This is a genomic window from Oxalobacter paeniformigenes, assembly GCF_027158465.1.
Lineage (GTDB): Bacteria > Pseudomonadota > Gammaproteobacteria > Burkholderiales > Burkholderiaceae_D > Oxalobacter > Oxalobacter paeniformigenes.
In genome coordinates, this window is the sequence record NZ_JAMKYL010000003.1 from 155,438 (window position 1) to 170,544 (window position 15,107).

Consider the following 15,107-nt stretch of genomic DNA (forward strand, 5'->3'; position numbering starts at 1 on the left):
AATGTAGTACAAAATGAAGAGACTTACACAGAAACAGGAAAACTTTTGTCTTGCCTATATCGAGACCAGGAATGCGTCTGAGGCTTATCGGAGGGTGTATAACGCGAAGGGCATGAAGCCTGAAACGGTCAATAGAAATGCCAAGGCACTGCTGGACAACAACAAGATTGCAACAAGACTTGAAGAGCTTCGGAAACCTGTAACAGAAAGCGCACAGATCACACTGGCGCAGCATTTGTCCACGCTGGAAGAATTGCGGGAGCTGGCGAAAGAAGAAGGCAAGTACGGACCTGCGATACAGGCTGAAATCGCCAGGGGGAAGGCGGCAGGTCTGTATGTCGAACGGTCGCATATCGATGGCGAGATAACCGTCAGGTGGGATGAATGATCGTCAAGATACCGTACAAACCGCGTCATCCGAAGGTTCATGCATTGCTTGAATCGCACCGGTTCATCACGGTGGTTGCGCATCGGCGATTCGGCAAAACGGTGCTGGCCGTGAATCATCTCATCAAGGGAGCCGTGAAATGCCAAAAGCGTGCCGGACGTTTCGGTTATATCGCGCCCTATCTCAATCAGGCGAAGATGATCGCGTGGGATTACCTGCGGTATTACACGGCGCCGATTCCTGGCATCAAGGTCAATGCGTCCGAGCTTTCGACCACACTTCCAAACGGCGCGATGATCCGGATTTTCGGCGCCGACAATCCGGATGCGCTGCGCGGCGGGTACTTCGATATCGTGGTGCTGGATGAAGTGGCGCAGATGAAACCGGAAGTCTGGCATGAAATCATCCGGCCGGCATTGGCAGATCGTGGCGGGTCTGCGGTGTTCATTGGTACGCCGAAAGGCCAGAATCTTTTCAAAGGATTGTTCGACAGGGGATTGAAAGGCGATGATCCGGAATGGACATCGGTCATGTATCGTGCGGACGAAACCGGTGTGATCGATGAAAAGGAACTGTCCAGCTTGCGTGATGAGATGAGTGATAATGCGTACCGGCAGGAATTCTTGTGCGACTTTTCGGCGGAATCGGATGACATCCTGATACCGATCGATCTGGTATCGGAATCGGCGAAACGCCAGTATGTCGAACGGGATATTGCCTATGCACCGATCATTATCGGAGTGGATGTCGCGCGTTTCGGTGATGATGCGACAGTGTTTTTCAAGCGTCAGGGATTGGTTGCTTTCGAGCCGGTTGTCATACGGAAACTGGACAATATGGCGGTTGCTGATCGGCTGGTCAGCTTCATCGCCGAGAATCGTCCGGATGCCGTTTTCGTGGATGCCGGCGCTGGCGCGGGGGTGATCGATCGTGTCCGGCAGCTGGGATGCGATGTCACGGAAGTGGCTTTCGGTGCGCGGGCATTGTCGGAAAAGTACAAGAACCGTCGTGCGGAAATGTGGATAGAAATGGCGGCATGGTTGCGTTCCGGCGGGATGATACCGAATCACGAAACGCTGAAAGCCGATTTGTCGGCGCCGACATACCTGTTCGATGCTTCCGGAAAAATGATGCTGGAGAGCAAGGAAAAAATCAAGGAACGTCTGGGGCGTTCGCCTGATCTGGCCGATGCGCTGGCCCTCACATTTGCCGCGCCGGTTCGCAAGTCCAATGAAAAAACAGAGCGCGTGGAATACAACCCGCTTGACGCGTTCTAGTGTCCCATATGTCCATTCCTGTTGGTTCATTATTCGGGAATGGCAATCAAATTTCAAAAAAATGGCGTAACGCTTGAATTTCTCGATCCGGGAAAAATAGACGCGGTTTGGCCGTCTGTCGAAAAACTTGTTGACCGCCTGGAAAAAAAAGCGGTGCACGGCGAATTTACCAAAGAGGATGTCAAAGACCTTGCCAAAAAAGGCATTGTCGGAATAGGCGTTGCCTACGATGACGACGGTATTTTCATGCTCATGGCTTTTGAGGATGTGGTTTATCCGAAGGCGACCGCCGTCAACGTGCTGGCGATGGCAGGCGAAAGACTGGACGAGTTCATGACGCTGTTTTTGCCACCATTCAAGGATTTCCTGAGGAACCAAGGGGTGTCGTGGATTGAATGCAATGTATCGCCCGGTATGGAGCGAATGCATCACCGATACGGATTCAGGACGGTTTATCGCAATTTACGTTTAGAGGTCTGACATGATTTTACCGGACAAGCATAGCGGATACGTTTCCGCACAGAGAGTTTGTAACAAGGGCGGCGGGAAGGGCGGCGGACTGATCGGAAGCGTAGTCGGTGCGCTTACAGGTTCGAGTCCGGCGAAAAAGCAGGAAAGAGCGATGAAGGAAGCCAATGCCATCGCGCAACAGCAGGCGAAAACCGCTCAGGAACAGCTCAGAGCAGCCAATGCGAAAAGCCCGGATGTCGATACGATTAAAAGCGAAAACGCTTCCGGTCTGGGATCGACCATGCTGACCGGCGCCGAAGGGGCGACATTGGGATCGTCCAACAAACGCAAAAAAACCTTGCTGGGCGGCTGATATGGCAATGCGCCAGCAGATTCTCAAGCGGTGGCAGGCGCTCAAGAACGAACGTTCATATATTCTGCCGATCTGGCAGGATGTGACGGATTACGTCAATCCGTACCGCGGCAGGTATGTCGTGACGAACCGGAATTTGCGTGGCACCAGCAGCAAAAAGATTCTCGATTCCACTCCTGCGCGTGCACAGCGCATTTTGTCCGCCGGCCTCATGTCCGGTATGACGTCGCCTGCGCGTCCATGGTTCGGGCTGACGACAGCCGATCCCGATCTGGCCAAGAACATGCAGGTCAAGGCATGGTGTTATGACGTGGCGACGATCATGCGGCGCGTGTTTTCTAAGTCCAATATCTATCGTGTCCTGCACACGATTTATGACGAACTGGGGCTTTTCGGGACGGGCCCTGCCATTCTTTCCGGGCATTACGACAACATCATTCACGGCTATCCCTTGACGGCCGGGGAATACTGCATCGCTACCGACATGTACGGTGTTGTGGATACGCTGTATCGGGAATTCCAGATGACGGTCAAGGCACTGGTCGATATGTTCGGTGATGGCTGTCCATCCAATGTGATGAACCAGTACGAACACGGGAATTACGATTCGTTGTTCACGGTCATTCACGCGATCGAGCCGCGGACGGAACGGAACGTGAACAGTCCGAAAAATACGGATATGCCATGGCGGTCTGTGTACCTGATGGCATCCGGCGAAGTATTGAGGGAATCAGGATACAAGCGTTTTCCCGTGCTGGCGCCGCGATGGGATGTCATGGACGATTACGGCATATCCCCATCCATGTGGGCGCTGCCTGACATCAAGCAGCTGCAGGTCGAACAGTTGCGCAAGGGGCAGGGGATCGATCAGCAGAACAACCCGACGCGACTGATACCGGCCAGTCTGAAAAATGCGGGTGTGAACCTTCTTCCCGGTGGCGTGCTGTATGCAACTCCGGCAGAAATGGCTGCTATACGCAGTGCTTATGAAATCCGTCCGGATCTATCCGGTTTGCTGGCCGACATCGTGGATGTGCGTGAGCGTATCCATGCATCGTTCTACACCGACCTGTTCATGATGTTCGACCAGCAGACGCAGACCATGACCGCAACGGAAGTCGCGGAACGCCAGTCCGAAAAGATGCTCATGCTGGGTCCTGTGCTGGAACGGCTGGACAACGAACTGTTGTCGCCGCTGATCGAAATGACGTTCGACAAGATGGCGGAAGCTGGCATCGTGCCACCGCTACCGGATGAACTGCATGGTCAGGAAATCGTCATCGAGTACACGTCAGTGCTGGCGCAGGCACAGAAAATGACGTCGGCAAGCAGCCAGAGTCGTTTCCTCAATTCGCTGGGTGTCATGGCGCAAATGAAACCGGATGTGCTGGACAAGTTCGATGCGGATGCTGCGGTTGACGATCTTGCCGATTCGCTTGGCGTGAATCCGAAAACCATCGTGTCCGGTCGGGATGTGGCGATCATCCGGCAACAGCGTGCCGAACAGCAGGCGCAACAGCAAGTCATGGCGCAACAGGCCGCACAGGCACAGACAGCGAAAGAACTGTCACAGGTCGATACCCAGAATCTGGGGGAAATCATGCAGGGATTGCAAGGTTACGGGGGCATGTATGGATGACGTAATGGAAACCGAACTTGCCGAAGCGAAGAAACGGCGCGATGACGAGCTGGCTTATGTCATGGGGCATGCACTCGGCAGGCGGTTCATTTGGCGGATGTTGCATCAGGTATGTGCGATCGATGCCAGCAATTTTTCCAGTGACGCGATGATGCTGGCGTATGCGCAGGGGCGCAGGGACATCGGTCTGGATATACAGGCCGCCTTGCTGGATTTCGACAAACAGGCGTTTTTGACGATGGAGACGGAGAACAGATGAACGAGACAGGAAACGAAACGATGACGGATAACACGGCAGTCGATGGTCAGGAAAACGGTGTGCAAACGGACAATCAGTCTGGCGGTGCTCCGGCGGCAGGCAATGAAACGACAAATGGCACGTTGATCGACACGAACTGGACGATTGACGCAAAAGCGCTGGACGGCATGAACATTGAATCCGGTCTTGTCGATAGCTATACCGGGCTGGCGAAAAAGTACGGTCTGAATCAGGAAAACGCCACATCGCTCCTGAAAGACGCTGCCGAAATCCTGAACCGGATGGATGTTGAAACCGTCACGAAACAGCGCAATGCATGGGCAGAAGAATCTAGGAACGACAAGGAGTTCGGCGGCGCTGCTCTGGACGCCAATCTGGCTATCGCGAAGAAAGCCGTTGACGCCTACGGGACGCCTGAAATCAAGGAATTTCTGGAAACGACCGGACTGGGCAATCATCCGGAAGTCATCAGACTGTTTTACCGCGTCGGGAAGACGCTCACCGAAGACGGGATCGTGACAAGTCGGACAGGCGGCAACGCAATCAGAACGTTCGACGATGCGGCGGCGGAAGCGAATGCGTTTGCGCAGTTTCTGGATAATCAGCAGGCGGCGCTTGCCGAACGCAAGGGTATCAACGCCTGGCGCAACGAGGACGGGACGCTGGTCAGGGACACGATAGATCAGAACATCAACGACGAACTGTCCAGAATGCGGTCGTCCATGTCGGCCAGCAAGCGGGAAAAGTTCGATGCGATGATCCTGCCGTTCCAGCGCAATTTCAACCGCAATGCGACGAACTATATCAGCCAGCAATACAACGCCTACGAGAAGGCGACACTGGACGACACGAAAGCGCAGTACGGGAAGATGGCGTTCGCCAATGCGTCCAGCGACCCGGAATCCGCATTGCAGGCGCTGAATGACTTTCACGGTGTGGCAAGGTATCAGGCGATGAAAGACGGTGCAGACGAAAAACTGGCCGACAGCCTTGCCAACAGACAAACATCCGGAATCGTCAGAGGGATTGTCGACGATGCACTTGAAAACGGCGATCTGAAAACCGCACAGGCATATCAGCAGCGCTTTTCAAAAATCATGAGCGCGGACGACCTGATACACGTAAACCGTAATGTCAGACGTCAGGAAAGCATCAGGATCGGCGAAGACTATGCGTCGAAGGTGTTTGCGACAGGCGCCATGAATTACACCATGCGCGACAGGAATGCCGCGCATAACATTACCATGCAGTCGGAATCAGGTGGCAAGCGTTACGACAAGTCCGGCAATATCACGGAATCACCAAAAGGTGCGCTGGGTGAATATCAAGTCATGCCAGCAACTGCGGAATCTCCAGGTTTTGGTATCGCACCTGCCGACGTGTTGAAGAAAGTCGGAAACGGGAAAGGTCGCTTTGGAGAAAAAAAAGAATGGGATTTCAAACCTGAGGCACTGAAACAGTACGGACTGGATGGGTGCATGGATCGTATTGCGGCTGTTGGTACGGCCTATCAAGATAAACTGATCGAATACTACAAGGGCGATCTGGCGAAGATGTGGGGCGCCTACAATGCGGGGCCCGGAACCGTTGACGATCTTGTCAAACAGTACGGCAATGACTGGCTGTCGCACGCTCCGAAGGAAACGCAGGACTATGTGCAAAAGAATGTCGCTGCATGGAGCAAGAGGAATCGGGATGCCGTCAAGCTCATGTCGGTTGCAGAGTTTTCCACGCAAGCCAAAGAAGTGTTTGGCAATGACAGACAGGCCTATCAGGCGGCGGTGGACGATTATTCGAGACGGTCTCGCGCTTTCGAGGCGAGCGACAGGCAGGAGCAGGAAGAAACGCTGATTTCCGTTTACAACATGGCTGATGAAGGCAAGACAATGACGGAAATCGAACAGTCTGGCGCTCTTGACAGACTGAACAACAGGAACTACCGCGAGGCGGTGCAGTACATCAACAAGAACACCGTTTACGACTATGATCTGCTGGCCGAGCTTTACAACAATCCGGACAAGTTGCAACAGACAGACCTTCGCACATTGCGCGGCAAACTTCCGGCGGGTGAAATCAATCGTCTTGCCAGACGTCAGGCGATGGGGCAAACGGAGCAGGGAAGAAACGCGCTTGAAAAGCTGACGTTCGACATGAAGACGGTGCTGTTTCAGAACGGTATCAATCTCAATTCCACGAAAAAAAACGACATCGAAACGAGGGCATTGCTCAACGACTACATGACACGCTCTCTTGAATCGTTTAGAGCGGATCACAAGCGGTATCCGACAGACAAGGAACGTCTTGAAATGCTGAAAACTGCGGTTGGTGATGTGGTCATTCCGCGTATGTTCTGGTTCCCGAAAACCGTAAAACGGTTCGAGGCGACGCCACAGCAGTACATCGATTCACTGTCCACGCCAGAAAGAATGCAGCTTGTGGAAGTGGCGAATTCCGCCGGCATCACGGGGACAGAAGATGAAAAGATATTGGCCGTCTTGCGGTCGAAGGGAGAACTGTAATGAGAGTTGACGCAATCGGTACGGTCAGAACGTTTGAGGATACGGGGATAGATCCGGCGCCTGTCGATGCGGGTGCCGCGTGGGATGCGACGGGGCATGGCGAGATTCCGGAGCCTTCGACAGAATCGCTTTCCGAAAGGGCTAACCGGTCTGTCGAACAGATGCGGAAGGAATTTGCGGAAATACAGAAACAGAACGACGAATGGCGTAACAACGTTTTGCGCATGAATGTCGCACAGGCAGACAATGCCGTTCCGGATGATGAGGCGAGGGTCAACGAGCTTGCAAAACAGTTCAATGCCCCCGCCGATATGGTGCGCAATTACCGAAAACTGTTCGAGGCGCAGGCAAGAAACCTGAAACTGGAAGAACTGCAAAAGACGAACCCGAAGACCGCTGAATTTCTGACAGACCCGAACAACGCGCGTATCGCGCATGACGATATCGACAATCTGGCCAGAACGGAAGATGCAATCGATTCCGTGCTGGCGTATCCGCAGGCATTTGCTGCTGGCATTGTCCGCGATTTTCTTGGCAATCGTATCAAAGGCGCTACAGAAAGAATCCTGTCCAGCAATTACACCACGCGCATGATGCAGGACGTGTATGCCGGTGCCATCGGTCTGTCAGACGATAGACTGGCAAGCCAATGGGATGACATAGATGCCGTCGAATACAAGACGATGCGCGACATCATCATGACGCCGGCACAGGCTGTCATTGCGGCAGGCAACAGAATCGACGTGCCGGACAAGCAAAAACCGTTCGGCGTGCAGGTTGCCGCAGGTCTTGGTCAGGTTGCCGGGCAAATTGCATCTGCTTTTATAGATCCGGCCGGACAGTTGTCTGCATTGATCGATCAGGGTATCGGTGCGGTATCGGACGATGTGCAGAAAGACATCGAAGCAGCGAGGGAAGCGGGTGTCGATGTGGATTTTTCGAGCCGTCTCGCAGCGATAATCGGCGGTGGTGTCGCAACCGGCGTAACCGAAAAACTGTCTCTTGAGCTGATAGGATCGCCTCTGGCAAGCAGGATCGCCAATAGGGCGGCACGATTCGCAACAAGGACACTGGTAGGTGGCTTGTCCGAAGGGTTTCAGGAAGTCGCTGAAAGCGCATTGCAGACTTACATCAGGCAGCAGTTCACCAATCCGGGCGCGAAATATCAGACCGGCGCCGAAATGTTCGACGAGTTCACGGTATCCGGTGCAGTCGGCGCGATTGTCGCCAATATGCTTGGCTTGAGACGTTTCAGAATCGGTCGGGCGACGGAGAAAGGGATCAAGTCGCTCAATGATGAAGCGAAAGCGTCGAAGCTGCGTGGCAGGGACAAACAGGTTTATGAAACACTGGTGTCCACGCAGACAGAAGGCACGCCACTCGAAAACGCCTATATCAATACCGAGGCATGGCGGACATATTTCCAGTCGCAGGGGCTTGATCCGAAAGAACAGGCCGAACGCTACGGCGTGACCAATTACGATGAAGCCGTCGCGACAGGAAGCGATTTGTCCATTCCGTTTCCTGCCTATCAGGCGGATTTCTCTGCGTCCGACCATGCGCCGAATTTTGTGAGGGATACCAAACTGTCCGAAAACGGCATGACGGTCAACGAGCAGGAAGCCTATATGCAGCGTCTTGAGGAGCGAGCCAAAGAGACTGAAAGTTTGCTTGAGAGAATAGGGAAAGAAAGCGAGAACGCCCGCGCCGTCAATGATGTCTTGTCCAGGCTGACGGATGACATCGCCGTGCAGCTTGAACCGACTTTTGACAAACAGACCGCCAGAACGCAAGCTACCATCATGGCGCGCGCTTTCCTGAATCCGGTGCAGCGCGATGTAATCGAACGCGCAAGAGAACAGGGCGAAGAACTGACCGCTGACGAAATCGCAGGAAGGATACGCGATGCGTTCGACAGATACGGACTGACCATCAATCCGAGCGCAACACCAACAACGCTGAACACTCGCAAGGACGTTGACCCCGCGATAGATTCAATGCTTGAGAAGCTGCGCAAAAACGAAATACCGAAAGAACGGGACGTTTACGGACAGTCGTTGCTTGAATATATCCGCAAAAAAGGCGGAATAAGGCCAAACGATGTTATTCGTGACATGGTGAAAAACAAAGAGTTGCCACGCTCAATCCTGAATGAAAAAGGCATGGGCGCTGACGAACTGGCCGCATTGCAGGACGTCCTTGATTTCGGGATAGAGACAGAAAGCATGCAGGCAGACAATGCCTTGCTGGATGCGCTGGTCAACGAATACACGACAGGTGAAAAACGATACTCGAATGCACAACTGAATGCCGGTTTGCTTGCCGAACTGCAAGCGCTTGACAATCTGTCACGAGACATTGCCGCAGCCGGTATCGACCTGAACGCAGACAACGCCACCATCAGGGATGCGCTGTCGAAATACTACGAGGAACAGAATGGAAAAAATACCGGAAAAGAATCTCAGACGGCCGAAACTGAACGGTACGAACAACGGGGATTCACGGAATCAGACATCCCAACCGCAGAAGAGCGTGCCGAAGCCAACCGTCAATACGACGAAATAGAGAAGAAATACAGAAGAACCCCGCTCTGGATGAAAGCGCCAAACGGGAAACCTACGAAACTGACCGAGCGCCAATGGGTTCAGGTGAGGACGCCGAATTTCAAACGCTGGTTCGGTGACTGGGAAAAGGCTGGAATCAGGGAACGGCTGGGGAATCAGGATCCGGTTGCAGTTGAAGCAAAATACAACACGGCTTCACCAAAAGAAAGACGTGATATAGCGCTTGGTTTCTTCCCTGAAAACGTGACAGTAACAAAGCCTGTCGGAAACGTGGTTATATCGAGAAGGAGTATCCGAAGTAGTTTCAGTCACGGTTCCACGGACGTCAAATTGGATGTCATGCCTTATCTGACCGAAATACTGGAGAAATCTGAATACATCGATACGTTACAAGATTTCGATGGTGGAAATATCCAGAATCATTATTTTGCCACGAAAATCACGCACGGAGGCCAGAACAAGCTGGTGTTCATGCGAGCAAGAAAAATGCCGGGGAGAGAGAATCAACTGTACGTCCATGACGTATTTGTTGAGGAAGACATAAAACAAAAAGACCAGAGCGACGTTTCAAAAAGCGGGTACAGTAGAAACACTGTCGACCAACTCCGAGGCTCTGATCTTTACAAATCCATTCTACAAGACATCTATGCGGTTGACAAGGATGCGGTGTCAAAAGTCGTTGATAAAAATGGAGAGCCGCTGGTTGTTTATCATGGGACGACGGCGGATTTCGATACGTTCAAGCCATCAGAAAGCAGAAAAACCGAAGGTACAGGTATGTGGTTCGGTTCATCCAATATTGCAGGGACTTATACAGGGCGAGATAAAAGTACCGGAAGCGTCATGCCTGTATTTCTCAACGCAAAAAATCCTGTGATTGTCAATGCGAAACGGAGCTTCTGGAGCGAGATAGGCGGCGATATATCCATAAGAGAGTATGGGAAAAAACGGGGAACGACACTGGCAAAGATTTTCGGTTTCAGACGAACGCAATATGGGGATTGGTCTGATTACGCGACAACGGATGATATAGCGCGTTACGCCTATGAGCATGGGTATGACGGGGTAATATTTGACAATATTCGTGACATCGGCCCGACGGAAGAACTCACGTCAGACGAAAGCTATACGCCAAGTTCAATATATTCTGTTTCTACTCCAAAACAAATCAAGTCGGCAATAGGCAATATCGGTACGTTCTCTGAAAGTCAGAATATCCTGTATCAGCGAGAACCGGTTGTACGGTTGACTGGCGATGAGCTGGGTAATAGTGCAGATATTTTTGATGCAGCAAGGAACTGGTACAAACAAAACCTTCAGGGAACGTCAGTCAATCGAAGCGAGATAGGTGATATTCGTTTTAGTGGAAAAGGGTGGAATAAGGTCAAAAGGGGGATTAAAGGAGATTCGTTAAAGGCAAAGATTATCCCTGCTATCAGAGATGTTATTGCACATGGGAAATATCATGGCAGAACAGGCCTGAATAAAAGTCGAACGGATGACATTGTTGCATTCCATTACTTTACTGCGGATGTTTCAATTGGTGATGACATTATTCCTGTTGGCGTGAATGTTGGTGAAGATGTTTACGGAAATCTGTTTTACAACATCAACCATCATCCGGATGACTTGCTAAAGAAAAAGGCTCCAATTTTACCCAGGGAAGAAGCCCGGGGTTTGGAGCCTGATAACCCCCGGAATCACCAGAGTTCAAGTCATGGGCCGAGGGTACGAGACACCGAAAGCGATGTCCTTGAACAAAGTATCAAACAAAACGAGGATGGTGTCAACCTGTTCATTTTGAACAAAAAAAATCAGGGTAAAGTCCGCGGCGCGACCATAATCAATCCAGACCGAACCATGCGGATCGAACTGTTCAAGGACGCAAACTACTCCACGTTCGTCCATGAAACCGCGCACTTCATGCTGGAAGTGTACGGCGATCTGGCGTCCGATCCGCAATCAAGCGAGTACATCAGAAACGAATATGCCACCATCCGGAAATATCTGGGCACGAAGGACGGTGAGGCGATCACACGTGAGCAGCACGAGAAGTTCGCCCGTTCGTTCGAAGCGTATCTCATGGAAGGAAAAGCGCCATCGCCGGAACTGCAAGGCATTTTCAGCCGGTTCAAGAACTGGCTGCTGAATATTTACCGATCCATGCGGGGATTGCGTGTCAATCTGAACAAGGACATTCGCGAAGTGTTCGACCGGATGCTGGCGTCTGACGAGGAAATATCCGTCATGCGCGATGCAAGCGAACTGCAACCGCTTTTCGCGACGGCTGAAAAAATGGGAATCGCGCAAGATGAGTTTGACGCATACATGAAAATAGCGGAAAAAGAACTGATCGATGCGCAAGACCGGTTCCGCCAGAAAGCCATGAAAGCGAAGCTGCGCGAAAAGAGAAAGGGATACAAGGAAGAACTGGAAGCGGAAAAGAATCGTGTCGAAAAGGAATACGACCGCGATCCGGTTGTCGCCGCTTTCAACGACCTTACGTCCGATAACGGCATTTCGCTCAACGAAGCCGAATTGCGGCGCATATACGGAAAGGCATTCCTGGCGAAGTTGCCGAGGAAAAACGGCAAGCGGATATACAGCAAGGACGGCAATGTATCGCTTGAAGAACTTGCTGAAGGTCTTGGATTCAATTCAGGCGACGAACTGATCCGGGCGATTGCGCAGTTGCCAAACCGAAAGAAGTACATCGAGGACAAGGCCAGACAGAACATCATCGACCGCGAGGGTGATGTCCTGAACAGCGACAATATCGCAGACGAAGCGGAAAACGCGCTGCATAACGAATACATGGAACAGCGCCTGAAAAAGGAGCTGGCGATACTGATGGTGAAAACCACGAAGCTGTCAGAACAGCGCAAGCGTATCGAACAGCGAAAGGAAGCGAAGCGGATTGAGGAAGACGTGAATGCGCAGGTTGATGCGATGGAAGTCGCGGCGCGTTCCGTCATTGCGGAAAAGCCGGTCAAGGAACTGAAACCGAACCTGTATCTGCGAGCGATGCAGAAAGCATCAAGACAGGCGCGTCAGGAGCTTGACAGGACAGACCCGGACTACACTGCCGCAGCGCGACAGAAGCAGGCTGAAATCATGAACAACATCCTGTATCGTGAAGCGACACGGGTTCAGAAAGAACTCAACCGCCGAACCTTGCAGGCGAAAGCGGTTGTCCGCAAATCGCTCAAGGATGCCGTCAAGACACGCGATTCGCTGTTCGTGAACCGTGCGAAGTACATTGCCGCGAAACTCGGACTTGGCGGGAATGCCGACCTCATCATGCAGCGCATCGTTACCGAGGAAAAGAACCGGCAGGATGTGGAACCGTTCCGGTATGACCTTGCCGTGCCGTTGCGTGAGCTGAATACCGCTACTGCGCTGGATGTTCTGGAAGACGTGAAAGCGAACTGGGATCAGGCAAGGCGTGGCAAAGTCATGCTCATCGACGGAAAGCGCGTCGAAATCGACGAGGCTGCGAAAGCCATATCCGACAAGCTGGCCGATTTCGGCAAGACATGGCGTTCATCTTCCCGTGACGATTCCTTGCGCAACAAGCTGCTCAAACAAATCGGCAGCATGGTGCTTGACCAGACGCGCATGGAAGCATGGTGCGATATGGTGGACGGTGCGCGTCTCGGAGAAGAAACCGGCCCGTGGATGAAATACGTGTTCAATCCGGTCAAGCAGGCAGCCGACAAGACACGGCTTTCGCAAGCAGAGTACACCAAACGCCTGACGGAAATCATCGACAGTTTCCGGTTCACGCGGGAAACCATCGAAGCGCCGGAACTGGGTTACACGTTCGGCAAGGATACCGGATACGGCAAGGCGGAACTGATACATGCGCTTTTGCATACCGGCAATATGTCGAACTTCCAGCGGCTTCTTGTCGGGCGCGGCTGGGGTTCCGTGCTGAATGGACAGGTAAACGCGGCCAGATGGAACGCTTTTATGTCCCGCATGATTGCGGAAGGACGTATCACCGAAAAGGACATGGATGGTGTGCAGAAAATCTGGGACGTGTTCGAGGAATTGAAACCGCAGTCTCAAAGAGCATACAAGGAAGTGTTCGGTCGGTACTTTGATGAAATCACGGCGACACCGTTCACAATGTTCGGCAAGCGATATGCCGGCGGATATGTTCCGGTCATATACGATTCGCGAGAATCCGGTGCCGGTGAAAAGCAGCTCAATCCGACAATGGACTTGCTTAACCAGATGGGTACCGCATTCCCGCGTTTGCAGGCAGGTTGGGGCAATTCACGAAAAGAAGGGAACTTCGGCCCGTTGTTGCTGGATCTGTCCCGGCTTCGTGACCATATCAGCAGACAGATTCTGTTTGCGAATATGGCGCCGGTGAACAAGGATGTGTCAAGGTTGCTGAATCGCAAAAATGTCAGCGATACGATTCGTGGCTATGATCCGGAATTCATGGGGACAGTCATCAAACCGTGGTTGTCCAGAGCGATCACACAGAATCTGGAAACGTCCGGGAAGAAACCGGCGCCATATGACAAGGTAGCGCGTGAATTGAGAACCCGCGCCGGTGCGATCACGATGTTCGGGAATGTGGTGAATGCCATCGAACAGGTTTTCGATATGACGGCGGCATATTCCAAAGTCAAAGGCCGGTACCTGACGGATGCTTTCCGGACGATGGTGTCAGACCGGGCCGGTACGGTTAAAGCCGTCATGGATGCGTCAGACTATATGCGCGGAAGAAGGAGCGCCGAAATCATGGCTGCCAATGGTCGGCTTGAGCAGGCATTACGACCTGGCAGATTGAAAAAGCTGGATAGGTGGTTGATTGACCACGCCTATTTCCTGCAAGCATCCGTTGATAATTTCTGCGGACCGTTGACATGGATGGCCGCGTACAATCAGGCGACGGAATCCGGCTTGTCGCACAGGGATGCCGTGTCGCAGGCGGACAGTGTCGTGCGTCAGGTATTCGGCGCGAATGCGGCGGAAGATGTTGCGAACTTCGAGGCTGGCGGGTCGCTGAAAAGGCTGTTCAGTCAGTTCACCGGCTACTTCATCCAGCGTGCGAACCTGATTTCCGGTGAATACAGCAAGATTCAGCGAAGCGATATTGCCAACAGAAAGGCGTCTGTCGCCATCTTGCTGTTGCAAACGGCTTTGCTGCCGGCATGGATCGGCGCGGCGATTCGCAAGTTCGCCGCCGGTGGCGATGATGACGAAACGTATGCCAGCTGGTTGCTGGACGTGTTCGGCTGGGGAACGGTCAATTATGGCTTGTCGATGGGCGGTCTTGCAGGTCAAATCTCGAACGCGGCACTTGACTGGTATCGCGGCAAATCGTTCTCGTCCGGCAGGGTGTTCTATCCTCCGGCAATCAAGATGATTGAGGACGCATTCAAGTTCCGCAAGTGGGAAGATTCAAGCGGCGATTTCGATGTGTCGAAGTTCATTCAGGACATGGCGGAAATCGAGCGGGTGGTTCCAGGATTGCCTATCATCCCGGCACGTCCAGTCGCAACGGCACGATACATCTATGATGTGGCGACCGACGAGGTGCAACCGACAGGAGGATATGACTTCGTGCGTGGTGTCGTGACGGGCAGGGCGAGTGCGGATAGCAGGCAATAGCGCGCAT

General features: G+C 52.7%; 8 protein-coding genes. All 8 read left to right on the forward strand.

Going from position 1 to position 15,107, the window contains the following annotated elements; translation table 11 throughout:
* Window positions 1–13 precede the first annotated feature (13 nt).
* From NAI64_RS05755 to NAI64_RS05790, 8 genes are read left to right on the forward strand one after another with little or no spacing between them, the layout of a single operon-like run.
* Window positions 14–388 carry a terminase small subunit gene (locus NAI64_RS05755; RefSeq protein ID WP_269298656.1) on the forward strand — a complete coding sequence of 125 codons (375 nt, stop codon included), beginning with the start codon at window positions 14–16 and terminating at the stop codon, window positions 386–388.
* Window positions 385–1,665, forward strand: coding sequence for a terminase large subunit domain-containing protein (locus tag NAI64_RS05760; RefSeq protein ID WP_269298657.1), 1,281 nt, complete (start codon window positions 385–387; stop codon window positions 1,663–1,665). Before NAI64_RS05755 ends, NAI64_RS05760 begins: the two co-directional genes overlap by 4 nt.
* A 21-nt stretch (window positions 1,666–1,686) precedes the next feature.
* Window positions 1,687–2,145, forward strand: coding sequence for a hypothetical protein (locus NAI64_RS05765; protein ID WP_269298659.1), 459 nt, complete (start codon window positions 1,687–1,689; stop codon window positions 2,143–2,145).
* Window position 2,146: 1 nt separating this feature from the next.
* A complete protein-coding gene (locus NAI64_RS05770) occupies window positions 2,147–2,488 on the forward strand; it encodes a hypothetical protein (RefSeq protein ID WP_269298661.1) in 342 nt (113 codons plus the stop codon).
* A gap of 1 nt (window position 2,489) precedes the next feature.
* Window positions 2,490–4,127, forward strand: coding sequence for a portal protein (locus NAI64_RS05775; RefSeq protein ID WP_269298663.1), 1,638 nt, complete (start codon window positions 2,490–2,492; stop codon window positions 4,125–4,127).
* A complete protein-coding gene (locus tag NAI64_RS05780) occupies window positions 4,120–4,386 on the forward strand; it encodes a Bbp19 family protein (RefSeq protein WP_269298665.1) in 267 nt (88 codons plus the stop codon). The genes NAI64_RS05775 and NAI64_RS05780 overlap by 8 nt, the downstream gene beginning before the upstream one ends.
* A complete protein-coding gene (locus NAI64_RS05785) occupies window positions 4,383–6,905 on the forward strand; it encodes a hypothetical protein (RefSeq protein ID WP_269298667.1) in 2,523 nt (840 codons plus the stop codon). Before NAI64_RS05780 ends, NAI64_RS05785 begins: the two co-directional genes overlap by 4 nt.
* A complete protein-coding gene (locus NAI64_RS05790) occupies window positions 6,905–15,100 on the forward strand; it encodes an LPD3 domain-containing protein (protein ID WP_269298669.1) in 8,196 nt (2,731 codons plus the stop codon). Before NAI64_RS05785 ends, NAI64_RS05790 begins: the two co-directional genes overlap by 1 nt.
* The last annotated feature ends 7 nt before the right edge of the window (window positions 15,101–15,107 follow it).

Excerpts from the sequence above, each read along its gene's own strand:
- NAI64_RS05755 (WP_269298656.1), top strand. The coding sequence starts at position 14 with ATGAAGAGACTTACACAGAAACAGGAAAACTTTTGTCTTGCCTATATC.
- NAI64_RS05760 (WP_269298657.1), top strand. The coding sequence starts at position 385 with ATGATCGTCAAGATACCGTACAAACCGCGTCATCCGAAGGTTCATGCA.
- NAI64_RS05770 (WP_269298661.1), top strand. The coding sequence starts at position 2,147 with ATGATTTTACCGGACAAGCATAGCGGATACGTTTCCGCACAGAGAGTT.
- NAI64_RS05775 (WP_269298663.1), top strand. The coding sequence starts at position 2,490 with ATGGCAATGCGCCAGCAGATTCTCAAGCGGTGGCAGGCGCTCAAGAAC.
- NAI64_RS05780 (WP_269298665.1), top strand. The coding sequence starts at position 4,120 with ATGGATGACGTAATGGAAACCGAACTTGCCGAAGCGAAGAAACGGCGC.
- NAI64_RS05785 (WP_269298667.1), top strand. The coding sequence starts at position 4,383 with ATGAACGAGACAGGAAACGAAACGATGACGGATAACACGGCAGTCGAT.
- NAI64_RS05790 (WP_269298669.1), top strand. The coding sequence starts at position 6,905 with ATGAGAGTTGACGCAATCGGTACGGTCAGAACGTTTGAGGATACGGGG.